Source organism: Paenarthrobacter sp. Y-19 (assembly GCF_029223985.1).
GTDB lineage: Bacteria > Actinomycetota > Actinomycetes > Actinomycetales > Micrococcaceae > Arthrobacter > Arthrobacter nicotinovorans.
Window position 1 is genome coordinate 818,917 of record NZ_CP119414.1, and the last position, 25,131, is coordinate 844,047.

The window sequence follows — 25,131 nt, forward strand, 5'->3', positions numbered from 1 at the left end:
ACCCGTCACCGCGGCGATCCTAGCCCACGCTCACCAACACCTGCTCGATCCGCCCCAGCAGGCCCGGCCAGCCGTTGCCCATGCCCTCGATGGCCTGCCGTCCCATGGGTGAGTCCAGGTTGAAGCGGGCGTGTTCGAAGTGAAGTGTTGTCCCGGCGTCGACCGTTTCCAGCGTCCAGGTGATGGTCGTATCCAAGGTGCCTTCGGCGAAGACGAAAGTGATCGACTCGCCGGGCTCGACGGCGGTGACTTCGCACTGCTGCTGGCCCCAAGCGCCCATGTCCATGGTGAAGCGGTGTCCGACGACGGGCGCGATGTCCCCGGGTGCCCACCAACGGGCCAGGAACTCGGGCGTCGTGAGGGCGGCCCACACTGATTCTTTGGGGAGGGGGAAGGTGCGCTCGAGGCGGATGGCGTTTTCAGTCATGGGTATTCTCCTCATCCAGAAGACCGGCCAGGGCATCGAGCCTCTGGTTCCAGTAATGCTCGTAGTGCTGCAGCCAACCGCTGACTTCACGCAGTCCTTGCGGCTGGAGGTGGTAGATCCTGTGCCGGCCTTGCCGTTCCTCGCGGATCAGGCCTGCCTCCTTGAGGACGGCCAGGTGTTCCGACGCCGATGAGCGGCTGAGCTCCAGTCGACCCGTCAGTTCGCCTGCGGTCAGGGGACCGGCAAGGAGGGTGTCGAGGATGGTCCGCCGCGAAGGGTTCGCGAGGGCGCCGAAGACGTCGGAGGGCACGGGTTGATGATATGTCGGAAATTTCCGAAATGAAAAGTTAGTCCTCTTACGCTGTGACATTCGGGTTGTTTCGTAGACTCACAGTTCAAGGAAGATGTCGCCAGTTCGGGGGGAAGACCTGTGAAGAACGCACCGAGCCCATTGCAAGTAGTGATGTTCTTTGCCTTGGCGATCATCTTTGCGATGTGGCCACCGCTGGTCTGGTGGCGGGCCGCGGGAGCCGTGCTCATGCTGGGATTCGGGTGCTACGGAGTTTATGTCCTGCGGAAAGCCAAGCGGAATGCTGCACCCCGGGAGGGCGGCGAGTCTGAGTGATCCGATAGTGATGGACTGGATGCCAGCTCTAGGTCTGCGTAGATTTCGTGGGATACTGCATCCCTGGTGGCAGGCTCTCCCCAATGCCCGCTACGAAGCCGAAGTCTATTCCGCCGTCGTCCGGTTTTGACTCGCGCTCCAGCTTCCGTACCTCGCTGGGCGTGAAGTAGCTTTTCGCGATTCCGCTTTCCGTTTCGAACGTGAAGGATCCAAAGATTGTTGGGTCGGAGCGGTGCCTTAGCAGCAGTGGTGTCTGTGCCATTTATCTCCACGGCCGCCGGATGGTAGCTGTCCATGCTCCGGCCCCATATGGGGAGGGAGAGTGGGAAGGCCAACTGAACGGATTCAGGAAAGGCGCGGGGGACGCGCTCTATGGAGAGGGAATGCTGGGCTGCGCCGTCAACCTGAACAGTCATGGTGTGAGAGTCAAAGCTCTGGGTGGTTCCGTCCAATAGCCGCGTCGCGGACCATATGAAGCCTCTTGGAAGCACTGAGATGGCGTACCGCTCAGTGTGCCCACCAGCTTGGCATAGTGGGATTGCATCGTAGGAAGTGCCGTCACCACCCACCATGGCCTTGCCGATTGCGATCGCCAGCTGCTCAGAGGAAGTGTCCACGCCTCATCCTTGCATGGGTGAGGCTGGCTGCTTAGGCGGGGCCGCCGTCGTTGTTTGCCAGGAGGAACTTCCGCAGGAGGTTCGCCAGCTGTTCGCGTTCGGTCTTGGAGAGGCCGTCGAGCATCTTCTGCTGATTCTCCACGTGATGTTCCACCACCTCGTCAACCAGGGCAAGTCCCTCGGGCGTCAGGCTGACCAGTAGCTGACGGCGGTTCCCGGGGTTGGTTTCGCGGTGGATCAGGCCGCGGTTCACCAGGCGGTCGACGCGGTTGGTCATGGCTGCGGAGCCGATCATGGTCAGACTGGCGAGCTGCCCGGGCGTGAGCGGCGCCTCGGCCGCGGACCGGCGCAAGGTTGCCAGGACGTCGAACTCCCAAGGCTCCAGCCCGAACTGGTTCATGAATCTCTGCACATCGAGTGACGCCAAACGGTTCGCCCTTGCGAGCCGGCCCAAAATGCCCATGGAGCTGACATCCAGATCGGGGCGCTCCCGGTTCCATTGGTCAAGAATCGTGTCCACTGCGTCGCGGTCCATTGCCCTCCCATGCTTGACCTCAAACAGTACAACACCTACATTGTCATACATCAAATAGTTCGACATCGAAATGTATGGAAGTGAATAATGGCTCGGATGTCTCCCCGCGACCTTTTCATCACAGCGCTCGCGCCGATGGTCTGGGGTTCCACCTATCTGGTGACCACGCAATTCCTCCCCGCCGACAGGCCGCTCCTTGCCGCAACCGTGCGGGCCCTGCCTGCCGGAATCGTGCTGATGCTCGTCACCCGGACGTGGCCGCGGGGAACCTGGTGGTTCAAAGCAGCGGCACTGGGCGCACTGAACATCGGGCTGTTCTTCTTCCTGCTGTTCTTCACCGCGTACCAGTTGCCGGGTGGGTTGGCGGCGTTGGTCGGGTCGATCCAGCCCCTGTTCGTGCTCTTCCTAGGTGCGTTGCTGCTGGGGGAGAGGATCCGCCTCGCGCACATCGTGGCGTGCGCCGTGGGAGCTGCCGGGGTCGGTTTGCTGGTCCTGCGCTCCGACGCGTCGCTGACGGTCATTGGTGTGCTTGCCGGGATGGCGGGTGCGCTCAGCATGGCGGCCGGCATTGTCCTGACGAAACGTTGGGGAAGGCCCGACGGCGTGGGGCTGCTTGGGTTTACCGGCCTTCAGTTGGCGATGGGTGGGGTCATGCTCCTGCCGGTGACGCTGGTGGTTGAGGGACTGCCGACGTCGGTTACCTTGCCCAATGTTGCGGGCTTTGCCTACCTCAGCGTCATTGGTGCGTTGGTGGCTTACGCCGCGTGGTTCCGGGGGATCCAGCGGCTGCCCACGATGATGGTCTCGTTCCTGGGATTCCTGAGCCCGCTCGTGGCGACCGTGCTGGGGTTCGCGTTCCTGGGGGAAGCGTTGTCGGGCTGGCAGATTGTGGGCGCGGTGTTGGTGCTGGGGTCGGTGTATTTGGTGCAGCGGGCTGGGGCGGCGGCGGGTCAGCCCGTGCCGGCGAAGGTGAAAGTGCTTAGCTGACGGGAGTGGAGTTCTGATGCTTGTCCCGCAGGGGTGGCGGGAGGACGATCAATTTAGCCCTAGCGCTGGAATGCGCTCGCGGTGTTGTGTCGTCGCGGCCCCGAGCCGTATCCAGGAGGCAGTGCTCATCGGCTGGACGTAAGCCGGACTGGCGCTGGCCCCGAGGTCTTACTTCGCGTTCAAGTTGGTGCGTTGATGAACCGCCATGGCTGGCTCGTTCGACTGACTGCAGGGTTGGTCGCGTCGATGCTGGCCGGATCGGTGCTTGCCGGGTGCACATCACTGGGCCCGCCGCCTTCGCCGTCTCCATCTCCTTCGGCCTCGCCGTCGCCGTCGTTCAGCGACGCTGAGGCCATCAGCTCCCTGGAGTACGCGATGCAGACCTTCATGGACCAAGACGCTGTGGCTGTCCTCGCCCAGCTGCGGTGGCCAGGTGGTGAATGGTCGAAGGCTTACGGAGTCCGCGATCTAGACACGAGGCAACCGGCCCGGCCGCAGGATCGAGTCCCCGTTTCAAGCGTTACCAAGACCATGACGGCGGTTTCTGTGTTGAAACTCGTTGACGACGGACTGATCGCTCTGGATGATCCCGTCAACGGGCTTTTGGAGAGCTTTGGGGTTGGCCTCAAGCCTCCCGTCCAGATCACTCTGAGGCAATTGCTCTCCCAGGCGTCGGGAATGCCAGATTACCGAGACGTGATGATCCGGAGCTTGGAGGACTTTGTGTCTGCTTCCTCCCAGGGCCTGACAACTCCGCAGGCTCTTCGGCTCGCCGGTACGTTGCCTTGGGAAGCGCGAACTGTCGGGCTATTCCAGTACTCCGACTCGAACAACCTGGCATTGGGACTGATCCTGGAAAAGTTCCGTGGCAAGTCATACCCTCAGATTCTTCGCGACGACATCATCAGCCCGCTCGGGCTGACCCATACGACTATCGACGAGGACGCGCCGGACGCCCCTGACCTGATCAAGGGCTACGTCAGCGTCCGAGGCAAGCGCGTCACCGGTGGCCCGGTCCTGGAACAGCTGGGTTCCCCGCTGCCAGTCGTGGTCTCGACCATGGCCGACGTCAATGACTTTATGGCTGCCCTGTTTGGTGGTCGGGTCTTGTCCGCCAATTCGTTGACGGAGATGAAGAAGGTGGTGATCGGACCCTTTGCGTTGGGGCTGGTCAAGTGGTCCCCGGACTGCGGCGGCGCACCGCGTTTCTTCACGAAAGGCGGTTTCCTCGACTTCCGGACCGTCGCGCTCAGTTCCGACGACGGGCGGTACCAAGCGTCGATGGCGGTGTCTCCTGCTCCGGAGCCGTCATTGCGGGCGGGTGAGGACTTGGTGGACGAACGCGATTTGATGAGCAGTCAGATGCTGTCGGCTCTTATGGAGGTGCAGGATCGGTTGTGTGGGTAGGGGCGCTGGGCGGGTAAGGCACGACTATCCGACGCTAATGCGGTCGATGCGTTCCGTACGCGGACTGCCGTCTAGCGTGTTCGTGTAGCCGCCGTCCAGTTGCCCCACACCCGATTTACAGCATCCAAATGAGGGGCTCGGGGAAGGTGCAGAAGATCCTTCCGCGTGATGGCAAGCTCGTCGAGTGCTGGGCCGGTTGGGCTGGCATGCAACATCAAGTCTGTATCCATGCACCAGTAGCCGCGGTCGAAGGCTAAATGATGATTCGCGCAAAGCGGGAGGCCGTTGCGTGGGTCATCGCTTCCTTTGCGCTTCTTCGCGAGCAAGTGTGCTGCCTGCAGAAGGCCTTGGATGCTCAACCCACAAACGGCGCACTCGTGGCCGTAGCGCTTGTAAACGTCGTAGGCGAAACGTACTTGATTCGGTCTGTTCCTCCGAGCGCTGTAGCTCGACGCGTCGTCCTCAATTGTTAGCCTGAAAGCCTCATCATGTTCCGTCGGCAGCGGTGGCGGTGGAGGGAGTTCCGACCGCGTGAAGGTTATGAGCATCACCCTGTTCCGGTCGTCCAGGTCTTCGATGTAACCGCGGTACACGGTTCTTGTCGTTGATTTGCGGCCCGGTCCTATGACGAAAACTGGAAGGCTGGCTCTGTACGCAGCCTTGGAAGCTTCAATTTCGGACGCATCGTGTCCGGATCTGCCCGTCGTCGGATAGTGATAGATGACGCCCGTATCTGTTAGCTCGTCATCGTAGTGGCGACCTGTATTGAGGAACGAGAGGGCAATGCCCCTGGGAGTTTCCAGCGTTCTGGTTTCCGCGTTTGGGACGAATATGCCGGCTTGGTTGCCGTAAATCCCAAGTGCCCTTGGCAGAGCCCGTGGAACGTCGGTGGGCCCACCCGCCGCGAGAAGCGACGCCCATAGTGCCTCTCGTCGGACTCTCTCCGCCATGATGGCGGCTGAAAGCTGTACCCGCGCCGTGCTTTCGCCATCTTCCGGGTTCTTCAGTACGTGCTCAACCACGGCGATCTGCTCGATTCCTGTCCCTTTTGTGCCAGCTACGATCTGGGGGCATCGAAGCGGCGGATCGTCTGAGTCTGGCAGTGCTGCCAACGATCCTTCCTCCAAAATATACGAAAACCGCGTCACATTCGGTTCCTGGATTGCACATAAATAGGGGATGTCTATCTCCATTCAGGGTGATGCCATCGTCCCAGGACTGGATGCACCACGAGGACAGATCTCCTTAGGCTTCTTGGACGACATCGTAGGGGGACGATTCCGAAAATGACTACGGCACGTAAGCTCCGCATTTTGAACATTGCATCCACAGTCCTGCTGTTAGCCGTTTTGACTTTGCAGTTCACCAAAGTGATCGATGGGTTCTGGAGCATGACACTCCTGGTGCTGGTCGGGGCCCCGACGACGGTGGCTTGGGTGATTCTTGAGCGGCGCCAGGGCGCCGAGAAGATGCGGGACTCGGCTTAGCCTGTCTTCTCATCTACCAAGGCCAAGACGGTGGGCCTGTGCCAGCGCAAGATGCTGTCGGCGTCGTCGTATCTGTCCGGTGACCATTGCCTAGTCGCCTCACCTGTGGAACTCTCGACTTGATCCTGCCGCCGGGGTGACGGCAGGCAGCAGGGAAGGAACCCGACATGGGACTGATCCACATTGACCTGTTCACCACCCTCGATGGGGTCGCGCAGGCACCGGGCGGGCCGGAAGAGGACACTGCCAACGACTTTGCGTTCGGCGGCTGGCAGGCGCCGCTCATCGACGAGGTTGTCGGCGAGCAGATCGATTCCGGAATGGCGGGGATGGACGCGCTGTTGTTGGGCCGGCGGACCTATGACATCTTCGCTTCGTATTGGCCGCACCAGGATGGCAAAATCGCGGAGCTGTTCAACCGAATTCCGAAGTACGTAGCCTCGCGTCAGTCGCCGGAGCTTGAGTGGGAGGGATCCACACTCCTAGGCCCAGACACAGTGGCTGAATTGCGGGAGCTACGCGAGAAGCACCAGAACATTCATGTCATCGGCAGCCTCGATTTCGTCCAGACTCTTTTCGCTGAGCGCATGTTCGATCAGCTCAACCTTTGGGTTTATCCAATCCTCCTGGGCCGAGGGAAGAAGGTGTTCGCCGATGGGGTGGTGCCAACGAACCTTCGGCTTATCGAGCCCGTGGTTGCCTCCCCGAAAGGCGCTGTGATGCAACGCTACGCACTGGTTGAGGGGACGCCGGCAGTGGGAAGTATGGCGGAGATCGATCAGGCGTAGGGGCCACGAAAGCGGACAGCCAGACGTGGTGCGCAAGTCACGCCGATCGAAGCCTTCGTCTTTCGCCGACAGGAACCGCCATGCCAGTCCCTGACGCCCGCCGTCGCTCGAGGCGCATCAATAGCCCAGGGCTTGGAATACTGGCGCCTTTATGCCGATTGCAGTGACTGCAGGCAGCCACGAAGTTCCGGAGCGAGGTGGCTCCGCCTTTGGACCATGGATAGAAATGATCTCCGTGTTCCGCAGCTCGGCTGCAGCGCCTCCCGTAACCCGATTCCAGTTCACATATCCCGCCAGCCCGCAGCATTCCTTCGCGACGCTGGTGCCGCGTGAACCGACGTTGCGGATCTCGACGCCGAACGTCGCTCGTCCGCAGGGCGATAGCTAGGACCAGCAACATCACAATGAATGCTGCGGGCGGCCCGATGGCGATCCAGAGGCCGCCAAAGACTTCCCGTATGACGTTTTCGAATGAGTCAATACCGAAGTCGCCGAGGGCCCGCGGTCTTGCAAAGAACAGGTAAGCGGCCACGAACAGCCAGACGGCCGAGACAACGACAAGTAGACGAAGGCACTGGCGCGTCCAATAGATACGCCGCAATTCAAATCGAAATGACTGGCCCTCTGTCATGACGTGACATTAGCAGCAACGCACTCCGTTTACGGGCAGGCCGGGGCGAATGTCAGTCCGCCGCAACCCGCCCCGCCACGTACTCCGCGTCCAGCCCCACGCCTCCAACAATGGAGGAGTAGTGCCGGGTCAGCCACGGCAACCCGACCACATACAGCCCAGGAATCTCCGTCACCCCGCGCGAATGCTTCGGGTAGCCCCATTCATCCACCAGAGGCAGGTCCACAAACCCAAAGTCCAACTTGTATCCGGAAGCCCACAACACGGAAGTGATGCCCGCCTCCGCAAGGCTCACCCGTGAAAGCTCCGCAGGCAACCAGTCATCCGCTTCCGCAGCCGCCTGCTCCGGTGCATCGATCCCCGCTGCCGCAATATACGCATCAATCGCCTTGCGTGAACGCTGTCCAAACGCGGACTCAACGGCTGCGAGGCGTTCGGGGAGGTCGTCGCTGAAGGTGATGACGCCGTCGTCGACTGATTCAAGGTGACCGTGCAGGTGCATGCCGCGGCGGCCGAGTTCGCGCAGGTGGATGCTGTGGCCGCCGTCGGTGCCCGAGAGCAGGGGATTGGGCGCAAACCGCAACGCGGGGGAGGGCAGTGCCTCACGGGTGAGGGCGTTGACGCCGTAGTCAGGTCCGTGTTTGCCGGTCTCGAGCATCCAGTAGATGAGGTCCTGGCCACGGTAGCGGCGAGGGGCTTCGGGAACGACGGAGATGGCTAGGTGGACGTCGCGGCCGGCGTCGTGCAGCTCCTCGGCGACCTGCCCGCCCGACTGGCCGGTCCCTACGATCAACACGGCGCCATCGGGCAGCTGCTCCGGATTGCGGTAATCGTGGGTGTGCAGCTGGGTCACGCCGGCGGGGAGTTTGACGGCCGGGGCAGGAACCTTGGGCACCTGATACGCGCCCGTGGCCAGGACGACGTTCCGGGCTCTCAGGCTCCCTTGGGAGGACTCGATCAGGAACCCGCCCTCCGGAGAAGCGGACAACTGGGTCACGTCAACGCCCGTGTGGACCGGCGCCGCAATCAGCTCAGCGTATCGCCTGAAAAGGTTCACGGCGGCGTCGCGGGGGATGAAGGCGTCACGGTCGCCGTCGTCGAACGGCATCCCGGGAAGGTCCAACGAAAGGTTGGGCGTGTTCATGTAGAAGCCGTCCCAACGATCCTGGAAAGCGCCGCCCAAAGTGTCGCGCCGCTCCAGGAGCTGATGCTCCACGCCGAATTGCGTGAGCCAATAACTCGTCGTGAGGCCGGCTTGGCCTGCGCCGATAACGACGGTTTCCGGGATGCGTCCCATGGGTGGACTTTACGCCCGGCCACCCCTTGGGAACAGTGCGTTGGGGAGAACTTTGCGGAGCACATCCTCCACACCGGGAGCAACGGACGGCGCCTTGCCGCCCAGCTCGAACAGGGGCAGGTAGCCCATGTGCCCGGCGGCATGATTCGCCATGGCGAGAGGTCCGACGTCGACTCCGGACAACGGCTCCCCGCGCAGCAGGCGTGAGGCGCTGCGCTCGCATCCAGAGATCTCAATGATGACCTTCAGGTCGAAGTTCCGCAGCAAATGACTGCTCCAAGGACTCTTGGGATGCGCGGGATCGGACAACGATCCGCCAGGCGGGATCTCGGTGGTACTCAATGTGACTGGCCCCCTGGGCGCTCGCAGTGTTCCTTTAGGAGAAGTGCGGGCTGAGGCCGGGTCGTGACGCGAACGCCGTCATATCCGGCCGGCTCGGATCACATACAAGAGGTGCCTTGTATCAGAGGAAGGGCACGCGAAGGCGGATCTCGGAAAGGCTGGGCATGGATTTTTGGGTGGATATAGCGCAGATTATGGGGGCGCTGGCTACAGCTACGGCGCTGTTCTTCGTCGCCAAGGCAGCACGCCATTCGCGGCAGACGGTGGAGGAGTCCCAGCGGATGCGCCGCTTGGAGGCAGAACGGGACGAAAGAGCAATAACGACGGCGGAGCGGCGCCAGGCCGGGCGGATTGCCTTCTGGCCCGTCAGCAAGAAGTACCAGGGCAAAGAGCAGTGGGGGATTGAGCTGGTCAACTCCAGTGAGGCACCGATCTTCCGGCTGACCCTTGAGCGGCCCGAAGGCGTCACCCGGAAAGGCGTCCCGATCCCGGCGATCAAGGCGACCGCCAAGATTCTCCCTCCGGGTCGCTACTTCTTCAGCCATCAGGATCGCTGGCCAACGTACATCGACGCGAGCCATGTCTGCGAACCCCTTCCGGGGAATGTCGACTACATGGGCAACGTGACGTTCATGGACAGCGACGGACGTCACTGGGCCCGGGGCACCGACGGGAAACTTCAGCAGGAAGCTCCGGAATCCGCCGCTGCACAGGCACCTCAGGGACCATAAATCAGCCGATTCCAGGCCAATCCGGCACATCCGATGGATAAAACATTTCCCAGCACTAGCTATCTGCTCAGAACTCTGTAGACTTGATGGTGTTGTTGTGTTTGGCATTTGGTAGTTCAGGCAGTCCCCATGATCCATCTGGATCGTGACCTTCTGAAGTAACGGTGGAGAACACCCCACACCGGAGACCCGAAAGTCGGGAGAATCTCCACCTTCAGTAAGGACTGAAAAAAATGGCTACAGGTACCGTGAAATGGTTCAACTCCGAAAAGGGCTTCGGCTTCATCTCTCCTGAAGATGGCAGCCAGGACGTTTTCGCTCACTACTCTGCGATCAACTCCTCGGGTTACCGCTCCCTCGAAGAGAACCAGAAGGTTTCCTTCGACGTCGAGCAGGGCCCCAAGGGTCCCCAGGCAGTAAACATCCAGGCTATCTAGTCTTCGGATAACGCAAAAAGCAGGGCCGGTCACTGACCGGCCCTGCTTTTTTGTCGCCCTCAACCCATCGTTAGACAAACTTCGTCATGCGCGACCAGATAACTATGGACATCAGGCCAGCCAAAACCAAGCCCCCCGCCATGAAGGCCAATCCGACTTCTACCTGAACAGGGAATGGCGGACGTGGACTGAATCCACCCCAATAGTTGAAGATGCCCTCTCCGGCGGCCGTAAGGATATTTCGCGGATCGTAGGGCCCTGCGAAGGGCGCCACCATAAGCAGCCCGCCGGCGGCCAAGCATGGTATCAGCATGCTTCTGGTCACCAACCCGACAAATAGACCAAGTAGCCCGAACAGGATCGCCGTTGACGCGCTGAATGCAATCTGGACTGCAGGGCTTCCAGCTGAGGCTTCAGCTACAGGGTAAGGAAAGCTCCCACCGGCCGAGGGCAGAAACGCAGCCCTGAGGACAGGCGCCGCAACCAGACTCAACGTGGCTGCAATCAACACGGCAGCCGGGGAAACGATTACGACAGTAAACGCCTTCGCCACGACGTATGGCCTGGCGCCTTGCATCACCACCCTATCCTTCAGGATCCGACGACGAGCGTCACCAGCCGCCACTCCGCATCCGTATACGAAGAAAAGTAGTGGGATGACCAAGAACGTGATCATCTCAAGCCCGGTACCGACTGCGTTCGTCCCTTCAAGAGCTTGGAAAGCGAAATAGGCTCGTTCATAGTCGTAACGTAGCGGATTGTCCACCAGCTTCTGACCGTCCTGGACCGCCAACCTTACGGGTTGCTCCATTGCCTGTGGCAGGGAAACCCCATTAGCGGATGCCTGGGCCTCCGTCGCCTGGAGACGAGTCATGCTGGCATCTACGTTGCTGACACTCCCAGTGAACGCGAACACTAGAGACAGCGATAGTCCGGCTATGGGCAGCAGCAGCATTCTGCCCCAGTACTGATACCTCAGTTCGGTTCGTATGGAACGGAGAAGGTTACTCATCAAAGTCGTCGACCTGGATTGGTGGTTCGCCTGCATTTCGCTGAATCTTTCCGCATCGTATTGAGAACTCAGAGGAGGCGACGTCCCGATAGAAGGAGGATTCATGATCAGAGATGAGCACACAGCTCCTATCTGAAGCGTGCTCCAATAGCTCTAGTAAGGCGGTGCGGCCCGTGTTATCCAGGCCGGATAGCGGTTCGTCCAGCAAGATACAAGGTCTCCCTGATGCAAAAGCGGCCGCTAGTTTAATCTTTTTCTTTTGACCGAGGGAGTAGGTTGCCGATCGCTTTGCAAGTAGATCATGGTTGAAAAATGCCTTCACCGAAGGCTCCTCCAGAACCGCCCTAGGCGATGCGTCCAGTAAGGCTCCCAAGTTCTGTGCACCTGTGAGACTCCCATGTACTGTGGAGTCATCGAAAGCTGCGGCAACGTTATTCGCCAATGAACCATTATGCCAAAGAATGCTTCCCTGGTACCTCTCCAGTCCAGCCAAGCACTTTAGGAGAGTGGTCTTACCGTTTCCATTATCTCCGCGAAGTAGATGTATTCCTATCGAAGGAAGAGTCAATGATACATTGAGCAATACGTCCTTACGCCCATAGCGTTTGGAAAGATCTAATATGCGTAGCATGAGTCCTCATCATTGGAGGGCCGGCCGTTGACGGCCGGCCCCAAGACTGCGGGTTATTTGCCTAGTCCTGCCACGCGTACCAAGCGCCATCGCCGTAAACATTTGCACTCTGGACGACGGTTGTGTGATAAATGTTGACGTTGCCCCACGGGGTAGGAGTGCCTATCCCCGCGTCGGTCAGTGCAGTGGTTGAGTAAGTTGGTTCTCCCTTCTTGAGGGTTGGCTGCATCGTGTTGCCATTGTTTGATGCAGATCTAGGGGTGGTCATGTCTTTGAGCGTCTGTGTGCTGTCAGGATCGTTGGCGGCATGAGCGGGAACCGCCGTCGTGGCAATGATTGCGGATAGAAATACGGCGGCAATGCTGGAGCGTGGTTTCATGATCGGGTTTCCCCCAATGGAAATGGGAATTGTGCGCAGAGCTGTGTTGCATTTGCTCGCAGATGCATGAGAAATCACTCTCGCTGTTGGCGGCTCGTTGCGCCGCAGACTGCACGGGTGATTGTCAATACTCTCAGCCGGGAGCGGCAGTTTGTCAAGCATTTTTATTTGAGGGTTATGAGGTAAGAGTTTCCCAATTGTCGGCACCACTTAGGTGACAACATTCAGCACCTAAATTTGCTCTTTTCGCCACCTAGAAAGCCGCATATGAGTCTGTGCATGACGGTTTTGCCACCTAGTCCGCGTTTCTCGGTGTAGCCCGCCTAGGTTCGTAGGTCGGTCGACTCCGCCCCCTACTCCGCGATCACACCAGCGGCCTGCGGCTCCCTCCATGAGGCGTCACGTAGGCATTGAGCCCTGCCGGTCAGGGATGTATCCTCCTTTTGTCGCTCCCCGGGTAGAAGATGTCTACTATCGATGGAGAGTGGATTCGAATACATATCCACATAGCGAATTACACCAATGTAATTCGTCCAACGCAGACCGTAGCGTCGGTAGCAAGAGACCACGACGCAAGGGGTACCGATGATCTGCCCGAACACCAAACACCAGCGCGAACTCCGCCGCCACCACCTAGTTGATGCCGCTCACCACCCGAATCGACCCAAATCATCACCTAGATTTGGCAGATCTCGCCTGTGCAAGCCATTTTCAACACCTAGTCCGCTGTTCAAGATCTAACCTGCGAGGTGAGCCGAATGTCGGTCATGCACAGAAGCAGAAGGTTGGATCGGGTGTTCGATGTAGAGGTCCAGCGTGTCCTGGACTATGTAGCGCACGGCATTGGTGTGCGCATCGTTGGGGTACCCGGCAGCGGCAAAAGCACGGTGGTGCGCAACGTCATCGCAAGCCTGGAGAAATCCGGAGCGATGGTCCATGTCATCGAAGGTCTCCGTACACACAGGAACATCCCCTTCTCGGCCATCAAGAGCCTTGGACTCGATCTGCGGCCAGGCCGCAGCGGGGTGTTGGATCTGGCTGATGTCCTTTCAAGTCACCTGGCCATGAGTGGCAAACATGTCCTGATCCTGGATGACATCCATTTCGTTGACGACGAATCCTTGGCTGTTCTTGAAGCTGTCCGCGGCCGTTCGAGCAGCCCGTTGATTGCCACGGCACCCGAGAACGTCACCTTCTCCGAGAGCCAACTGGCTGTCCTCAACCACGGGCGGGAAGCCGTCCTCCAGCTGGACCCTCTTCACTACGAGCAAGTCCACACCCTGCTCTCCCAAGTGCTGGGCGGATCAGCCGATGCTGACACGACAGCGCGGATTCTGACCAAGGCGGCCGGCAACCCTCGCCTCATCGTGAAGATCGCAGAGACCGCCTCACTGAGCGATCTGTTGGCCAGGCGTGGTGGGTTGTGGCGCATGACAGGTGAGACGCTTTGGAGCGATCATCTCCGCGGAACCATCGAGGGGTTGTTGGCGGAGCTCACCGCGGACGAGTTTACGGGGTTGAACACCATGGCCATTCTGGGTACGGCCCGTATCGATGTCCTTCAGAAGATCGTGCACCCCGACGTGCTGGATGCGCTCGAGCGCAAGGGCCTGCTGTCCGTCATGGACGATCACCACAACGGCGCCACGGCGGCGGTCAGCCCGCCTGTGGTCGCAGACTACTTCAACGGGCAGAAGTCCCTACGGGACAGGCACCTGCTGCGGAGCAGAATCGCTGGTGTGCTGGAGTCAACGCCAGCGGCTGCCGACACCTTCACCACCGCAGACTGCCTCTCCCGTGTGCTCGCCTCACTCCGCCGAGAGCGCAGCAGCGACGACGCCGTTACGGCCAGGCACTTTCATGAACACAGCACGGTCCGTGAGCGCGCCCGCTTTGAACGGTGGGAAGCCGAAAAGTCTGTCGCCAATGCGGCTGCGCTGTTGCGCATCTATTGGGGCGCACCCGTGGATGTGAAGCGCGCCCAGCGCGTCTGCACGGAAACATCAACCCACGACGCCGACCCTTCGGACCTGCTGCTGTTCACCATCTCCAAGGCCCTCCTCGCCATCAACACGGGCAGGGGATTGAACTCGGCCGTTGGGATTCTGAAGAACTTGGGTGAAACACATCCAGGACTAAAATTTGGTGCGGACGCCGCCATTCTATTTTTCAGCGGATCCCACAGCCGCGTCCCCATGGCCCGGCTTGAGTCGGGAACAGGCCAGGTGCCGGGGATCGGCAAGCTGATCGAGGGCCTTATGCATCTCTACCGCCTCAATCCGACCATGGCCCTGGAAGTCATCAAGGACACAAAGGACGACGAGACCTTCCCGCACCTACGGCCATTCATCACCGGCTTCTCCCTCTTTGCCAGTGGCAAGATCGACGAATCGCTGGTGTTCGCACTGGACTGGCGTGCCGAAGCCCGTAAGAACCTCGACCAGTTCGGAGTGGTCAGCAGCAGTTACATCGCGGTCCACGGGCTGCTCTACCGCGGCTACTTCGAGGAAGCCGAATACCTGATGAGCAGCGTGTTTGCGATGGGCCGGCCGGGCTTTGTGGTGGACGTACTTTACGACGCCATGCTGCGCCTTGCGGGCCTGCGGCACGCCACGTCTTCGGCGGCGCCGGAACTATCCATCGCCACTCAGGCGCGGACGGAAGTGCCCGACGTCGGTCCGTTGCCTGGTGTGGGTAAGGGGACTTACGCACTGGTCGCCGGCAGCAACACTCGGCCGGCGGGATTTGACCGCCGCGCCTTACAACTGATCAACCGGCAGCTGAAGAGCGGTTACGTACTGGAAGGAATGATGACGGCGCTGCTGTGCACCTGCCTGAGTCCGGCTCGCCCGGTGCTGGACCTGCTGAAAAGGATCCTCAGGGAAAGCAACATCACCGTTCATGAACAGTTCCTGGCCATCGCAACTGCTGTGGTGGAGGGAGACCACAAGACGCTCAGCAGTTTGTTGAAGCACTACGAACCGGACATCGACCTCTACCAGGTTGGCATGTTGCTCCAGGGCGGCCTCAAACGTCATGTTCTGGACGGCGACTCAGACACTGCGGAAGTCCTCGCGGGGGAGTCATCACTGTTCGCGGCCCGATTCCCGGCAGCCTTCGAACCGGTCTCCTTCATTGCGGTGAAGTCAATGCTCCTCACGGACAGGGAAACCGAAATAGCCTTGCTGGCCGGGTACCGCTCGAATGTGGAGATTGCTGAACAACTTGGAATCAGTGCCAGGACCGTGGAGAACCACATTTCCAACGCTCTGCGAAAGACCGGCGCAACTTCGCGCAATCGTCTCTTCATCCTGGCCAGAAATTCACTGCCGCCCGAGTGACACTGGATATGCTGTCAGCGTCCCTCCCATGGCACTTACATAAGTGCCGTGGCAGATGCTGAAAGGGCTCTTGTGAACCAGCCACCCACGTTGGCCCGACGCCTAGGTACCTTCGACGCTTCCCTTATCGGCTTGGGATCCATGATCGGAGCCGGCGTCTTCGCGGCCTTCACCCCCGCAGCCGCAGCAGCCGGATCAGGCTTGTTGATCGGGCTGGTGATGGCGGCATTCGTGGCCTTCTGCAACGCCACCTCCTCTGCGCAGCTCGCGGCGAGGTACCCCACTTCCGGGGGCACCTACATTTACGGTCGTGAACGGCTCGGCCAATGGCCCGGGTTCCTTGCCGGATGGGGGTTCGTCATCGGCAAAACGGCCAGTGCCGCCGCGATGGCAATGACCTTCGCCGCCTACGCCGCACCGCAGGGCTGGGAGCGGCCGGTGGCGATCGCCGCCGTCGTACTTCTGACCGCCGTGAACTATCACGGCGTGACCCGAACCGCGGGCCTTACCCGGGTGCTCGTGGTTGCCGTGCTGGGTGCCTTGGCGATCGCTATTGCAGCAGTCTGGGGTGGTTCCGGCCCGGACTTCGGGAACATTGTGGGCGAGGGGCTCCTCGCACACGGCTGGTACGGCGTCCTCCAATCGGCCGGCCTGCTGTTCTTTGCGTTTGCCGGCTACGCCAGAATCGCAACCATGGGCGAGGAAGTACGTGACCCCCGGCGGACCATCCCCAGGGCAATTACCATCGCGCTGGGAATCACCATTGTCATCTACGCCGTCATCGCGATTACCTTGCTCGGAGTGCTCGGTCCGCAGGGGGTAGCGGAGACACCGACGCCACTGGCCGACGCCGTAGCGACAGGCTCGATGGCGTGGGCGGCTCCGGTGGTTCGAGTCGGCGCGGCCGTGGCCTCGTTGGGGGCGCTGCTGGCCTTGATTGCGGGCCTCGGACGCACCAGCCTGGCGATGGCCCGGGAACGTGACCTACCACCATGGCTGGCTGCCGTGCACCCCAAGTACAAGGTCCCGCATCGGGCAGAAACGGCCTTGGCCGTTGTGGTGTGCCTCGTGATCGCAGTGGCGGACCTCCGGGGCGCTATTGGCTTCTCGTCCTTCGGTGTGCTGCTCTACTACCTGGTGGCCAACGTGGCCGCGTACACCCAACCGCAGGAAGACCGCCGATATCCCAAGTTCCTTCAGGTGGCTGGCGCTGTGGCCTGCGTGGGTCTGGTGATGACGTTGCCGCCGCTCTCCGTGGGGCTTGGTGTGCTGATGTTCGCGGCGGGGATCACCTACCGCCTTTTGCGGCTCCGCCGAAACCGGACCTAAGCGTAACGAGGTCCGGCTGGGCACGACTCCACCGGGGGTAGTGGGGTGGAGCCGTGCCGTAGTGCCGCCTACGTCTGGAGCAGGTGGGGTTACCCGCCGGACACCGGGATCCCTGCTCCGGAGGCACAAAAGAACCATATGGCCGGATTTCCGGCCCTAGGTATCGAAACCCCGAAACTAGGTGGTCCTGGGCGCGGTTTAGTTCGCAAAGAGCATGAAATTAGGTGTTGGGTGGGGCCGCTCTAGGTGTTGGCACGTCGTCGGGCATTCCTGCGCTCAACGGATTCCATGAACGCGACAATGCTGGCGAGGGTCATGGCAAGGGAACACATCACCGCCAGCACTGCGGGAGTCTCCTGGAAGGGAACAACCAGCAACGGACTGAGCATCATGGCGTTGCCGAATCCGGACGCCGCAAACACTCCCGCTTTCAGCAGCAAACACCTCAACGGGTCCATTACCAAGGCGGCTACCGGCGCCACCACACCCAATGCCATGGTGAGCACAACCGCGGTAGCCCGCAGGTCCGCGGGATCAAGTACCTTCAGGCCTTCCGGGGGTGGAGCCATTCCCAGGAGGGTAGCCGACACCGCAGAACAGACAGCAACGATGCTCGTGAGTATTCGAAGGGCTGCAGGGTAGAAGTGCGTAATCACTGGAAAATCCTTGTCGTTCGTCGGCACTACCCCCGGCATAGGGGTAGTGCGACGAACCGCGGACCCATGACGCGAAATACCGCCGGCTAATCCTCCGGATGCGCCAACCGCTTCAACAGGGGGACTAGGTCACCGGCGGAAGCAGGTCCGAAGAAGTGGGCATCGGCGAGTTCAACGGCGGCAATGGCAAGCGGGGCCAGCTCTGCCCCCGCCGCTGTGACTCGCAGCCGCTTGGACCGTGTGTCCGCAGGGTCCACTTCGCGCTCGATGAGGCCCTTCTGTCCCAATGTGCGCAGAACCTGCGACGCCATCTTCACATCGGTGCCGGCCTGACGGGCTACGGCCAGCTGATTGGGATGGCCGCCCTCTTTGTTGAGCCACCAGGTGCACGCCAACAGGACGAACTGCACGTGGGTGATGCCGTGCGGGGCCAGGGCCGCCGCGACCTCACGTTGCCAGCGAAGAGTCGCGTGCCACAGCAGGAATCCTGGACTTTCGCCGGGGCTGAGCGGCATCAGAGCTGTGCGTGTTCGACGAGGGAAGCCATGGTCTCGGGCCAATCTGCCGTGATACCAGGTCCAATGCCGGGCCCGATATCGTCTGCCCCGGCGCCGGAGATCTCCATCCGGTAGGTAACCCGGACGCGACCGCCGTCGAGCTTTTCGATGCGGTGGGTGGTCCGCAGCAGCAAACCGTCGAATCGCGCTTCGTCAACGAAAAGCTCACCCGGCACTACCTCGGCGAGCTGCAGCGCGATGGGGTCCTCGCCCGGAGGTGTCATCAGGATGGTCGCGCCCTCAGCGAAGGGGCCGTCGATCTCGATCCGCTCGATCTCGGCGTTCCAGTCGCCCCAACTTTCGACGTCGGCCCACAGGCGCCAGATGTCCTGTTGTGCCGCGCCGGTCTCAACGCTGTGTTCGTAGTCCCACATGGCTGCCTCCTCTGGAAGATGATCTATGCACAGACTATCTGTGCATAGATCATCTTGTCCATGGAGCGCGAGGATTTACTTTTCGCAGCCGATGCCATCGTGGTCGTTGTCCAGGCCGTAGATGTCCGAACCGATCACAGTCACAGGGCCTCGGACGTATGAGGGACCGTTGCCTTTGCCGCCAGCGCAGTCGACGTCGGAGTCAATCGGCACGCAGACACCGGCATAGTTCGGGTCGCATTGGCTTTGTGCCGGCGCGACGGGAACCGCCTTGGGTGCCGCGTTCGCGGCTGCTTGGTCGGCTGCAGCTTTGTCGGCCGCGGCCTTCGCTGCAGCTGCCTGGTCGGCAGCCGCCTTGTCCGCTGCTGCCTTTGCCGCTGCGGCTTGGTCAGCTGCCGCCTTGTCTGCAGCTGCCTTATCCGCCACTGCCTTGGCCGACGCGGCACGCTGGTCATTCAGTGCCTGTGCTGTGGCTGAATCCAACCACGTCAGTTTCCCTGTCTGATCCACGGCGCACACGTAGGTCTCGCCCGCCAGAACCTGGGTCTTTTTCTCCGCAGAACAGGACGTTCCCGAGATCTTGCTGGGTGTTGGCGTGGGCTTTGGTGATGAGGTGGTGGCCGGCGACCCGCTGGAGCTGCTCACTGAGCTGGCAGTTCCAATCGGTGCGCAGGCCGTCAACAGAATGAACAGTGATCCCATGGCCGCGATGCCAAGTGGTTTGGGCCGAGTACTCCGGCTGGATGCTGACTGTTTTTCGGCGCGCGAAAATTGTTTTTGCAACGTAATGCCCCCTTTTAGTGCGCCGATGCGATGGCGCGTGCTGCGACCATAACACCCGCCTTAAGGGCGAGAGCGAAAAAGTCGCATATTACGTGCCACATGGCTGAGCCTGCCCTGTGTAACCATGGGTGGATGCTTGGGGAGAACGAGACCATGGGAAAGGCTGGGCTTTTCCGTCTCTTGGCAGCGGATTTGCAGGCACTCGGGGCTGGACGGCAGCTCGTTGGCATCGACGGCGTGGATGGCAGTGGCAAATCAACCTTCGCCGAGGGGTTGTCGGAAGCGCTTACGTTGTCCCAGGCCCGCCCCGTCCTGGTCATTCACGTCGACGATTTCCTCAATCTTCAGGAGGTCCGACACCGCCGGGGCCGGGCATCGCCCGAGGGATTCTGGCTGGACACATATGACTACGACGCGCTCGAAAAGTACGTCCTCACCCCGCTCGGGAAGGGCGGCGACGGAGTGTATCGTCCGGCAGCTGCGGATGTCCGAAGGGATGTGCCGCTACACCCCGAACCCCGGAAGGCGCCGTCCGATGCGATCATCCTGGTGGAGGGAATGTTCCTCCACCGCGACCGGATGGCCGGCCACTGGGACTACTCCGTTTTCCTCGATGTTCCCTTCGCGGAAACGGCCAGGCGCATGTCCGTCAGGGATGGCAGTAACCCGGACCCTGAACACCCCTCTATGCGCCGCTACGTTGGCGGGCAGCGGCTCTACTTTGAAGAGAGCCGGCCATGGAGGAGTGCCACACGAGTTGTCGACAACACTCTTCCCGAACAGCCAAGGCTGCTGTCTGCAACAGAGGCCGCACAGCGGCAGCGCTGATCAGCCGGCTACGCCCGCGCGTGCCGCTTCCGGTCGGCACCGCCGGTGGTGCCTTCCTCGTCGACAACCACTGACGCGCCCGTACCCAAGCCGCGCACCGTCCACCCGGCGCCCCGCCAGGCCTCTGCGTCCAGTACGTTTCGAGCGTCCAGCACCATCCGGCGTCGTACCAGTGAACCGGCAACAGAGGGCGACAACGCGACGTACTCGTCCCATTCGGTGAGCAGCAACACCAGTTCGGCGCCTTCGAGGGCACGTTTGGTGGAGGCCTCGAAACGGATCTGCGGGTAGCGGATCCACGCGTTGTTGATGGCTTTGGGGTCGGTGACGGTGACGTGGGCGCCGGCGTCGGCGAGTTGCTGGGCGACGTCCAGTGCGGGGGAGTCGCGGATGTCGTCTGTGTCCGGTTTGAAGGCCGCGCCGAGGATCGTGACGGTGCGGCCGGAGAGGAAGCCGCGGCACATTTCGCGGGCCACCTCCACCGCGCGGGAACGCTGGTCCAGGTTCACTGAATCCACCAACGCCATCCACTCATCCACGGACGGTACGTCCAATTCACGCGCCTGGGCCCGGAAGGAGCGGATGTCCTTGGGCAGGCAGCCGCCACCGAAGCCGAGCCCAGCGTGCAGGTAGCGGTTGCCGATACGAGGATCCAGGCCCATCGCCTCACTCAACTCACTCACGTCCGCGCCCGACGCGTCGCACAGCTGGGCCATCGCGTTGATGAAGCTGACCTTCGTGGCCAGGAACGCGTTCGACGCCGACTTGATCAGCTCCGCAGTCGCGAAGTTGCAGACCAGCCGCGGGATGCCGGCGCAGATCAGAGGTTCGTATACCGCATCCAGCACGGCGGTGACGGGCGCGCCCGCAGCGGCGCCCTTGCCACCCGGAACCCCATACACCAGCCGATCGGGCACCAGCGAGTCCTTCACCGCGGTGCCTTGCCGCAGGAACTCCGGGTTCCAGCCGAGCAGCACGTCCGAGCGTCGGGCCAGCACCGCGCGAAGCGTTTCGACCGTGCCTACCGGCACAGTCGATTTACCGACGACGGCGGCGCCCTTCGCCAAGTGCGGCAGGAGGCTCTTCGTGGCGCCCATCAGGTACGAGAGGTCCGCGGTGTCCGAGGTCTTGGACTGCGGGGTACCCACGCAGAGAAAGTGCACCTGCGCGTCCGCTGCAGCCGCGAAATTCGTGGTGAACACGAGCCGGCCCGTGGTGCGGCCGTCCTTCAGGAGCTCATCCAGCCCCGGTTCATGGAACGGGGCCAGCGCCTTGTTGAGCTGCTCCACCTTGGCGGCATCAACGTCGATGCCCACCACGGTGTGGCCCATGGACGCCAGAGTTGCAGCGTGGACTGCCCCGAGGTAGCCGCAGCCGATCACGGAGATCTTCATGAAGAGGGTCCTTTGCTTGAGGTGAGTTCCGAGGGGCCGGTTGTTTCGCTGGGCACGCCGGAGATGACTTCGTTGTAATGACGGACCAGCTCGGCGCTGAGCACCGGCCACGTCCGGCCCTGGACCGAAGCGGCAGCTGCCGTTGCGAACGCGCGGCGCTTGGCGTCGTCGCCCATCAGGTCCTGGACGTAGGCGCGGAGCTGGGTGAGGTTTCCCGGCTCGTACAGCCAGCCGGTGCGGGAGTTTTCCACCAGGTCCAAGGGGCCGCCGCGCCCCGTGGCCACCACCGGAACGCCCGACGCCATGGCTTCCTGGATGGTTTGGCAGAACGTCTCGAACTCGCCGGGGTGGACGAAGAGGTCGAAACCGGCGACGGCCTCCGCCAGGGCTTCGCCGCCGAGGAAACCGGCGAAATGGGCGTTGGGAAGCGCGGCTTGGAGAGCTTCGCGCTGCGGGCCATCGCCGACGACGACCAGCTTGGTGTTCGGCACGTCCGCCAGCACGGCGAGATCCTCCACCTGCTTCTCGACGGCGAGCCGGCCGACGTAGCCGATGATGCGCTGACCGTCAGGCGCTACTTTGTTGCGCCACGCCGGCGAACGTTTCGCGGGATTGAAGCGCGCGGTATCCACACCGCGCCGCCACATGTCCACGCGAAGGATGCCGCGTCCGCGCAACTGGTTCAGCGCGAAAGTGGACGGCACCAGGGTCCGGGTGGCCAGGAGGTGGATGTTGTCCACGCGGTTCCAGGCCCAGTTCTCCAGGAACGGCACGCCATAGCGGCCCGCGTAGCTGGGAACTTCGGTTTGGTAGATCGCGACCGTAGGGATGCCGAGTTGGTGGGCGGCCTGCACGGCGCGCCAGCCGAGGACGAAAGGGGAGGCGAGGTGAACGACGTCCGGCGCGAAATCGGCAAGGATTCGCTTGACCCGATTCACACCACCCAACGCCACCCGCACATTCGTGTAACCGGCCAGCGGCACGGAGGGAAGCCGGTGCACATACGCGCCCTTCTCGACGCTCGAAACATCAGTGTCCGAGGTCGACGGCGCGATCACCATCACCTCATCCCCGCGCTCCTGCAGATGCTCCAGCACCCGCAGTATCGAGTGGGTAACCCCATTCATCAGTGGCAGGAATGATTCGGCGACGATTGCGATCCTCACGCCTCCCACGGTGGTCGCGGCGGGTGGCTTACTGGGTGCGCGGGGGTGGCCTGTGCGGGAAGAGTGGGTTAACAGGTGGGTTGGGCTGGTCTCCGACTCGCAGCAAGCAGGGGGAATCTTGAAGAAAACACTCGCACTGGGAGTAGGAAAGCCGGAAGCGACTTACTGATGTTCGGTTGGTCGCCCACCCTGTGCCCTCTTCAAATCCTTCCGCAGCCCCCGGTTGTCCGCGCGGAGTTCCTCGTTGTGCTCACTCAGCCCACGGTTGTCCTCGCTCAGCCCGCGGTTCTCCTCCTCGAGCTCCAGTACCCGCTTCACACCGGCCAGGTTCAACCCTTCATCCAGGAGCACCCCGATCCGGCGCAGCGTGGTCAGGTCGTTTTCGCTGTAGCGGCGCGTGCCGCCGTCGGTCCTCTCGGGGGTGAGCAGACCCTTGCGCTCGTACTGCCGGATGTTCTGCTGCCCGGTTCCCACCAGTTCCGCGGCAACTGAGATCGCATAGACCCCTTGCGTGTCCCGGCCACCATCAGTGCCGCCGTCGGACGCTGGGGTGGGCAGGCCGCCGTCGTGCTCCTGGGCAGCATTCGCGCGATCCGAAACCGCCATTAGAACCTCCGAAAATCCTCCAAAAAGCTACTTGCACCACTCTCTCACCAGTGCTATAAAAAATCTATACCAGCCAACACAGATCGAACAGGCTGGAACCTACAACAGAATCAGCATCAAAACCAAAGGAGTGAGAACCCAATGCTGATGCGCACTGACCCGTTCCGCGAATTCGACAGGCTCGCCCAACAGGTTTTTGGCACAACAGCACGCCCGGCCGGAATGCCGATGGATGCATGGCAGGAGGACGGACAATTCGTTGTTGCCTTCGATCTGCCTGGCGTAAGCCCTGATTCGGTGGAGTTGGATGTCGAACGGAACGTCCTGACGGTAAAGGCAGAACGGAAGTCGCCCGCGGGCGAGAACACGGAGATGATTGCCGCCGAGCGCCCGCAGGGTGTCTTCAGCCGGCAACTCATCCTGGGTGACACTTTGGACACCGATGGCGTCCAGGCCAGCTACGACGCCGGGGTACTCACACTCCGCATCCCCGTCGCCGAGAAGGCCAAGCCACGGCGCATTGAAATCACATCCAATGGGCAGAGGCAGGAGATCAACGCATAATCCAGTCCGTCCTGCCGGAAGGCTCACCCGGGGGTGGCCGACCGGCAGGGCAGCGACCGGGAACGACGGAGGCGGCCGCATCGGAAAAGTCGGGCGCAGGCTTCGTGCCACGTCACAGCGTTTCTTAGCGCACATGAAAGCGACCCCCGCCCGTCGTCTCCCGATTGATGGCCCCCGGCCCAGGCCGGGGGCCATCGCCTGATCCGCAGCATGAACCGGAACCCGCAGTGAGTACGCAACCCGACTACTACGCCACCCTCCAGGTGCAGCCGGACGCGACGGCGCGTGAAATCACCCGCGCCTACCGCGCACTGCTGCGAACCCACCACCCGGACACCCGCCAAAAGGTCGACGACGGCGACACCACCTCCGCGGCCGACCTCCAGGAACTGCACGCCATCATGCAGGCGTACGTCGTGTTGTCGGACCCAGGAAAGCGGGAGGCATACGATCGGGCGCGGCGGAGTGGATCCATTGTTGGTGCCGGCGGAACACCCGTGAAGGTCCGGGTGCACAGGCGCGAACCACGGCCTGGGACGAGCGGCGAGCAGTCACCGCTCACCTTTGGGCCCACCCGTTGGGAACCTTCTTCCAGAAACCTGAGAACACCAAGGAGTAATCCATGAGTGCTTGGCGTCCGTATGACGGCCACATCATCCCCGCGTTCTACGAGCGGTTCGAACAACGCTGGGGCAGGGGGACAGCGCCGTTCCTGGACCCGGAAGTCCACGAACAACCCCTTCCCCGGGCGCAGTGGATCAACCCGGACACCGGTGCCGCGGTCGCCGTCGTCCCCATCTGGACCGACGATCCAGAGCATCGCTCCTTCGGGGTGTTCTATCTGCCGCCGGCAGGTGACATCTGGATGCTGCGCCCCGGACCCACCACGTTCGTGGAACCAAAAGGAGGCGCCAACCAGGAGCAGGTGACACTTCGCAACGACGCCTTCAAGAAGGCTGTCAATCATGCCAAGGAGTTCATCTACGGCCCGCAGTTGTGAGTGAGCGTTCGAGCATCTTGTGGGTTGCCGCGAGGGGTGAGGTCTCGACCCAAAGGTGTGCTTGCAAAGTGCCGAGAGCCAACCCCTCGGCGAGGTGGGTGCCGACGCCTCGGCCGGCGTCGAGCGTTTATGACGCGCAAACCGATGGCCGCCATGGATACGCATTGACGACACCCAAATTTGGGTGGCATCAATCCGTT

30 protein-coding genes are annotated in these 25,131 nt (G+C 61.7%); 13 read left to right on the forward strand and 17 right to left on the reverse strand.

The genetic code is table 11. From position 1 onward, the window contains the following. Positions 1 to 19 precede the first annotated feature (19 nt). Positions 20 to 427, reverse strand: a complete 408-nt coding sequence (locus PYR64_RS03875) for an SRPBCC domain-containing protein (protein WP_079581142.1) — start codon at positions 425 to 427, stop codon at positions 20 to 22. Then, positions 420 to 737, reverse strand: coding sequence for a metalloregulator ArsR/SmtB family transcription factor (locus tag PYR64_RS03880; protein ID WP_018777176.1), 318 nt, complete (start codon positions 735 to 737; stop codon positions 420 to 422). Before PYR64_RS03880 ends, PYR64_RS03875 begins: the two co-directional genes overlap by 8 nt. Positions 738 to 857: 120 nt before the next feature. Here PYR64_RS03880 and PYR64_RS03885 point away from each other — a divergent pair, with 120 nt between their 5' ends. Continuing rightward, positions 858 to 1,052: a hypothetical protein gene (locus PYR64_RS03885; RefSeq protein WP_275778467.1), complete on the forward strand. Its 195-nt coding sequence runs from the start codon at positions 858 to 860 to the stop codon at positions 1,050 to 1,052. Between the two features lie 28 nt (positions 1,053 to 1,080). Here the strand turns inward: PYR64_RS03885 and PYR64_RS03890 are convergent, their stop codons facing one another. Both PYR64_RS03890 and PYR64_RS03895 read right to left on the reverse strand, forming a co-directional pair. Continuing rightward, positions 1,081 to 1,314 (reverse strand): hypothetical protein, encoded by a 234-nt coding sequence (locus PYR64_RS03890; RefSeq protein WP_275778469.1) that lies wholly within the window; start codon positions 1,312 to 1,314, stop codon positions 1,081 to 1,083. 386 nt (positions 1,315 to 1,700) lie between these two features. Continuing rightward, on the reverse strand, positions 1,701 to 2,204 hold the full coding sequence (locus tag PYR64_RS03895) for a MarR family transcriptional regulator (RefSeq protein WP_275778471.1): 504 nt from the start codon (positions 2,202 to 2,204) through the stop codon (positions 1,701 to 1,703). 96 nt (positions 2,205 to 2,300) lie between these two features. Here PYR64_RS03895 and PYR64_RS03900 point away from each other — a divergent pair, with 96 nt between their 5' ends. Together PYR64_RS03900 and PYR64_RS03905 are read left to right on the forward strand one after the other, a co-directional pair. Further along, positions 2,301 to 3,191: an EamA family transporter gene (locus tag PYR64_RS03900; RefSeq protein WP_275778473.1), complete on the forward strand. Its 891-nt coding sequence runs from the start codon at positions 2,301 to 2,303 to the stop codon at positions 3,189 to 3,191. A 195-nt stretch (positions 3,192 to 3,386) separates the two neighbouring features. Further along, positions 3,387 to 4,598 (forward strand): serine hydrolase domain-containing protein, encoded by a 1,212-nt coding sequence (locus PYR64_RS03905; RefSeq protein WP_275778475.1) that lies wholly within the window; start codon positions 3,387 to 3,389, stop codon positions 4,596 to 4,598. 71 nt (positions 4,599 to 4,669) lie between these two features. Here the strand turns inward: PYR64_RS03905 and PYR64_RS03910 are convergent, their stop codons facing one another. After that, positions 4,670 to 5,791, reverse strand: a complete 1,122-nt coding sequence (locus tag PYR64_RS03910; RefSeq protein WP_275778477.1) for an HNH endonuclease — start codon at positions 5,789 to 5,791, stop codon at positions 4,670 to 4,672. A gap of 93 nt (positions 5,792 to 5,884) precedes the next feature. Here PYR64_RS03910 and PYR64_RS03915 point away from each other — a divergent pair, with 93 nt between their 5' ends. Both PYR64_RS03915 and PYR64_RS03920 read left to right on the forward strand, forming a co-directional pair. Further along, the gene (locus PYR64_RS03915; RefSeq protein ID WP_079581136.1) at positions 5,885 to 6,085 is read left to right on the forward strand and encodes a hypothetical protein; all 201 of its coding nucleotides are present in this window, start codon (positions 5,885 to 5,887) and stop codon (positions 6,083 to 6,085) included. A 167-nt stretch (positions 6,086 to 6,252) separates the two neighbouring features. Further along, on the forward strand, positions 6,253 to 6,873 hold the full coding sequence (locus PYR64_RS03920) for a dihydrofolate reductase family protein (RefSeq protein WP_275778479.1): 621 nt from the start codon (positions 6,253 to 6,255) through the stop codon (positions 6,871 to 6,873). 37 nt (positions 6,874 to 6,910) lie between these two features. Here the strand turns inward: PYR64_RS03920 and PYR64_RS21725 are convergent, their stop codons facing one another. The 3 genes from PYR64_RS21725 to PYR64_RS03935 are packed head-to-tail and all read right to left on the reverse strand — an operon-like array spanning position 6,911 to position 9,143. Continuing rightward, positions 6,911 to 7,504, reverse strand: a complete 594-nt coding sequence (locus PYR64_RS21725; RefSeq protein WP_345799341.1) for an HNH endonuclease signature motif containing protein — start codon at positions 7,502 to 7,504, stop codon at positions 6,911 to 6,913. A gap of 52 nt (positions 7,505 to 7,556) precedes the next feature. Further along, on the reverse strand, positions 7,557 to 8,801 hold the full coding sequence (locus PYR64_RS03930; RefSeq protein ID WP_275778481.1) for an NAD(P)/FAD-dependent oxidoreductase: 1,245 nt from the start codon (positions 8,799 to 8,801) through the stop codon (positions 7,557 to 7,559). A gap of 9 nt (positions 8,802 to 8,810) precedes the next feature. Further along, positions 8,811 to 9,143 (reverse strand): hypothetical protein, encoded by a 333-nt coding sequence (locus PYR64_RS03935; protein WP_275778483.1) that lies wholly within the window; start codon positions 9,141 to 9,143, stop codon positions 8,811 to 8,813. A gap of 176 nt (positions 9,144 to 9,319) precedes the next feature. Between PYR64_RS03935 and PYR64_RS03940 the strand changes: the two genes are divergently transcribed. Then, positions 9,320 to 9,874 carry a hypothetical protein gene (locus PYR64_RS03940; RefSeq protein WP_275778485.1) on the forward strand — a complete coding sequence of 185 codons (555 nt, stop codon included), beginning with the start codon at positions 9,320 to 9,322 and terminating at the stop codon, positions 9,872 to 9,874. A gap of 233 nt (positions 9,875 to 10,107) precedes the next feature. Beyond that, on the forward strand, positions 10,108 to 10,311 hold the full coding sequence (locus PYR64_RS03945; protein WP_011773907.1) for a cold-shock protein: 204 nt from the start codon (positions 10,108 to 10,110) through the stop codon (positions 10,309 to 10,311). A gap of 70 nt (positions 10,312 to 10,381) precedes the next feature. Here PYR64_RS03945 and PYR64_RS03950 read toward each other — a convergent pair whose 3' ends face one another. Continuing rightward, a complete protein-coding gene (locus PYR64_RS03950; protein ID WP_275778493.1) occupies positions 10,382 to 11,323 on the reverse strand; it encodes a hypothetical protein in 942 nt (313 codons plus the stop codon). A gap of 692 nt (positions 11,324 to 12,015) precedes the next feature. Then, the gene (locus PYR64_RS03955; protein ID WP_275778495.1) at positions 12,016 to 12,333 is read right to left on the reverse strand and encodes a hypothetical protein; all 318 of its coding nucleotides are present in this window, start codon (positions 12,331 to 12,333) and stop codon (positions 12,016 to 12,018) included. A 794-nt stretch (positions 12,334 to 13,127) separates the two neighbouring features. Here PYR64_RS03955 and PYR64_RS03960 point away from each other — a divergent pair. Both PYR64_RS03960 and PYR64_RS03965 read left to right on the forward strand, forming a co-directional pair. After that, positions 13,128 to 15,674 carry a LuxR C-terminal-related transcriptional regulator gene (locus PYR64_RS03960; RefSeq protein ID WP_275778497.1) on the forward strand — a complete coding sequence of 849 codons (2,547 nt, stop codon included), beginning with the start codon at positions 13,128 to 13,130 and terminating at the stop codon, positions 15,672 to 15,674. A gap of 72 nt (positions 15,675 to 15,746) precedes the next feature. Then, complete coding sequence (locus PYR64_RS03965; RefSeq protein ID WP_275779888.1) at positions 15,747 to 17,003, forward strand: APC family permease; 1,257 nt, start codon at positions 15,747 to 15,749, stop codon at positions 17,001 to 17,003. A 242-nt stretch (positions 17,004 to 17,245) separates the two neighbouring features. Here PYR64_RS03965 and PYR64_RS03970 read toward each other — a convergent pair whose 3' ends face one another. From PYR64_RS03970 to PYR64_RS03985, 4 genes are all read right to left on the reverse strand, one after another. Next, positions 17,246 to 17,659 carry a hypothetical protein gene (locus PYR64_RS03970; protein ID WP_275778499.1) on the reverse strand — a complete coding sequence of 138 codons (414 nt, stop codon included), beginning with the start codon at positions 17,657 to 17,659 and terminating at the stop codon, positions 17,246 to 17,248. An 86-nt stretch (positions 17,660 to 17,745) separates the two neighbouring features. Beyond that, positions 17,746 to 18,174 carry a MarR family winged helix-turn-helix transcriptional regulator gene (locus tag PYR64_RS03975; protein WP_275778501.1) on the reverse strand — a complete coding sequence of 143 codons (429 nt, stop codon included), beginning with the start codon at positions 18,172 to 18,174 and terminating at the stop codon, positions 17,746 to 17,748. Further along, the gene (locus tag PYR64_RS03980) at positions 18,174 to 18,590 is read right to left on the reverse strand and encodes an SRPBCC family protein (RefSeq protein WP_064721972.1); all 417 of its coding nucleotides are present in this window, start codon (positions 18,588 to 18,590) and stop codon (positions 18,174 to 18,176) included. The genes PYR64_RS03975 and PYR64_RS03980 overlap by 1 nt, the downstream gene beginning before the upstream one ends. Before the next feature lie 75 nt (positions 18,591 to 18,665). Next, positions 18,666 to 19,235, reverse strand: coding sequence for a hypothetical protein (locus tag PYR64_RS03985; protein WP_345799342.1), 570 nt, complete (start codon positions 19,233 to 19,235; stop codon positions 18,666 to 18,668). 270 nt (positions 19,236 to 19,505) lie between these two features. On the opposite strand from PYR64_RS03985, the gene PYR64_RS03990 reads away from it, so the two are divergent. After that, complete coding sequence (locus PYR64_RS03990) at positions 19,506 to 20,201, forward strand: uridine kinase (protein ID WP_275778507.1); 696 nt, start codon at positions 19,506 to 19,508, stop codon at positions 20,199 to 20,201. Between the two features lie 8 nt (positions 20,202 to 20,209). On the opposite strand, the gene PYR64_RS03995 is transcribed toward PYR64_RS03990, so the two are convergent. The 3 genes from PYR64_RS03995 to PYR64_RS04005 all read right to left on the reverse strand — a co-directional run bounded on the left by PYR64_RS03995 (position 20,210) and on the right by PYR64_RS04005 (position 23,367). Next, on the reverse strand, positions 20,210 to 21,595 hold the full coding sequence (locus PYR64_RS03995; RefSeq protein ID WP_275778509.1) for a UDP-glucose/GDP-mannose dehydrogenase family protein: 1,386 nt from the start codon (positions 21,593 to 21,595) through the stop codon (positions 20,210 to 20,212). Continuing rightward, positions 21,592 to 22,761, reverse strand: coding sequence for a glycosyltransferase family 1 protein (locus tag PYR64_RS04000; RefSeq protein WP_275778511.1), 1,170 nt, complete (start codon positions 22,759 to 22,761; stop codon positions 21,592 to 21,594). The genes PYR64_RS03995 and PYR64_RS04000 overlap by 4 nt, the downstream gene beginning before the upstream one ends. Positions 22,762 to 22,923: 162 nt before the next feature. Beyond that, complete coding sequence (locus tag PYR64_RS04005; protein WP_209783727.1) at positions 22,924 to 23,367, reverse strand: MerR family transcriptional regulator; 444 nt, start codon at positions 23,365 to 23,367, stop codon at positions 22,924 to 22,926. Between the two features lie 141 nt (positions 23,368 to 23,508). Between PYR64_RS04005 and PYR64_RS04010 the strand changes: the two genes are divergently transcribed. From PYR64_RS04010 to PYR64_RS04020, 3 genes are all read left to right on the forward strand, one after another. Continuing rightward, complete coding sequence (locus tag PYR64_RS04010; RefSeq protein WP_018777201.1) at positions 23,509 to 23,931, forward strand: HSP20 family small heat-shock protein; 423 nt, start codon at positions 23,509 to 23,511, stop codon at positions 23,929 to 23,931. A 227-nt stretch (positions 23,932 to 24,158) separates the two neighbouring features. Then, the gene (locus PYR64_RS04015; protein ID WP_275778514.1) at positions 24,159 to 24,557 is read left to right on the forward strand and encodes a J domain-containing protein; all 399 of its coding nucleotides are present in this window, start codon (positions 24,159 to 24,161) and stop codon (positions 24,555 to 24,557) included. Beyond that, a complete protein-coding gene (locus PYR64_RS04020) occupies positions 24,554 to 24,931 on the forward strand; it encodes a hypothetical protein (protein ID WP_018777203.1) in 378 nt (125 codons plus the stop codon). Before PYR64_RS04015 ends, PYR64_RS04020 begins: the two co-directional genes overlap by 4 nt. The last annotated feature ends 200 nt before the right edge of the window (positions 24,932 to 25,131 follow it).

What these genes read in the sequence shown, in the direction of transcription:
- PYR64_RS03875 (WP_079581142.1), bottom strand. Translation starts at nt 427, where the DNA reads ATGACTGAAAACGCCATCCGCCTCGAGCGCACCTTCCCCCTCCCCAAA.
- PYR64_RS03890 (WP_275778469.1), bottom strand. Translation starts at nt 1,314, where the DNA reads ATGGCACAGACACCACTGCTGCTAAGGCACCGCTCCGACCCAACAATC.
- PYR64_RS03895 (WP_275778471.1), bottom strand. Translation starts at nt 2,204, where the DNA reads ATGGACCGCGACGCAGTGGACACGATTCTTGACCAATGGAACCGGGAG.
- PYR64_RS03900 (WP_275778473.1), top strand. Translation starts at nt 2,301, where the DNA reads ATGTCTCCCCGCGACCTTTTCATCACAGCGCTCGCGCCGATGGTCTGG.
- PYR64_RS03905 (WP_275778475.1), top strand. Translation starts at nt 3,387, where the DNA reads ATGAACCGCCATGGCTGGCTCGTTCGACTGACTGCAGGGTTGGTCGCG.
- PYR64_RS03910 (WP_275778477.1), bottom strand. Translation starts at nt 5,791, where the DNA reads ATGGAGATAGACATCCCCTATTTATGTGCAATCCAGGAACCGAATGTG.
- PYR64_RS03915 (WP_079581136.1), top strand. Translation starts at nt 5,885, where the DNA reads ATGACTACGGCACGTAAGCTCCGCATTTTGAACATTGCATCCACAGTC.
- PYR64_RS03920 (WP_275778479.1), top strand. Translation starts at nt 6,253, where the DNA reads ATGGGACTGATCCACATTGACCTGTTCACCACCCTCGATGGGGTCGCG.
- PYR64_RS21725 (WP_345799341.1), bottom strand. Translation starts at nt 7,504, where the DNA reads ATGACAGAGGGCCAGTCATTTCGATTTGAATTGCGGCGTATCTATTGG.
- PYR64_RS03930 (WP_275778481.1), bottom strand. Translation starts at nt 8,801, where the DNA reads ATGGGACGCATCCCGGAAACCGTCGTTATCGGCGCAGGCCAAGCCGGC.
- PYR64_RS03945 (WP_011773907.1), top strand. Translation starts at nt 10,108, where the DNA reads ATGGCTACAGGTACCGTGAAATGGTTCAACTCCGAAAAGGGCTTCGGC.
- PYR64_RS03950 (WP_275778493.1), bottom strand. Translation starts at nt 11,323, where the DNA reads ATGAGTAACCTTCTCCGTTCCATACGAACCGAACTGAGGTATCAGTAC.
- PYR64_RS03955 (WP_275778495.1), bottom strand. Translation starts at nt 12,333, where the DNA reads ATGAAACCACGCTCCAGCATTGCCGCCGTATTTCTATCCGCAATCATT.
- PYR64_RS03975 (WP_275778501.1), bottom strand. Translation starts at nt 18,174, where the DNA reads ATGCCGCTCAGCCCCGGCGAAAGTCCAGGATTCCTGCTGTGGCACGCG.
- PYR64_RS03980 (WP_064721972.1), bottom strand. Translation starts at nt 18,590, where the DNA reads ATGTGGGACTACGAACACAGCGTTGAGACCGGCGCGGCACAACAGGAC.
- PYR64_RS03990 (WP_275778507.1), top strand. Translation starts at nt 19,506, where the DNA reads ATGCTTGGGGAGAACGAGACCATGGGAAAGGCTGGGCTTTTCCGTCTC.
- PYR64_RS03995 (WP_275778509.1), bottom strand. Translation starts at nt 21,595, where the DNA reads ATGAAGATCTCCGTGATCGGCTGCGGCTACCTCGGGGCAGTCCACGCT.
- PYR64_RS04005 (WP_209783727.1), bottom strand. Translation starts at nt 23,367, where the DNA reads ATGGCGGTTTCGGATCGCGCGAATGCTGCCCAGGAGCACGACGGCGGC.
- PYR64_RS04010 (WP_018777201.1), top strand. Translation starts at nt 23,509, where the DNA reads ATGCTGATGCGCACTGACCCGTTCCGCGAATTCGACAGGCTCGCCCAA.
- PYR64_RS04020 (WP_018777203.1), top strand. Translation starts at nt 24,554, where the DNA reads ATGAGTGCTTGGCGTCCGTATGACGGCCACATCATCCCCGCGTTCTAC.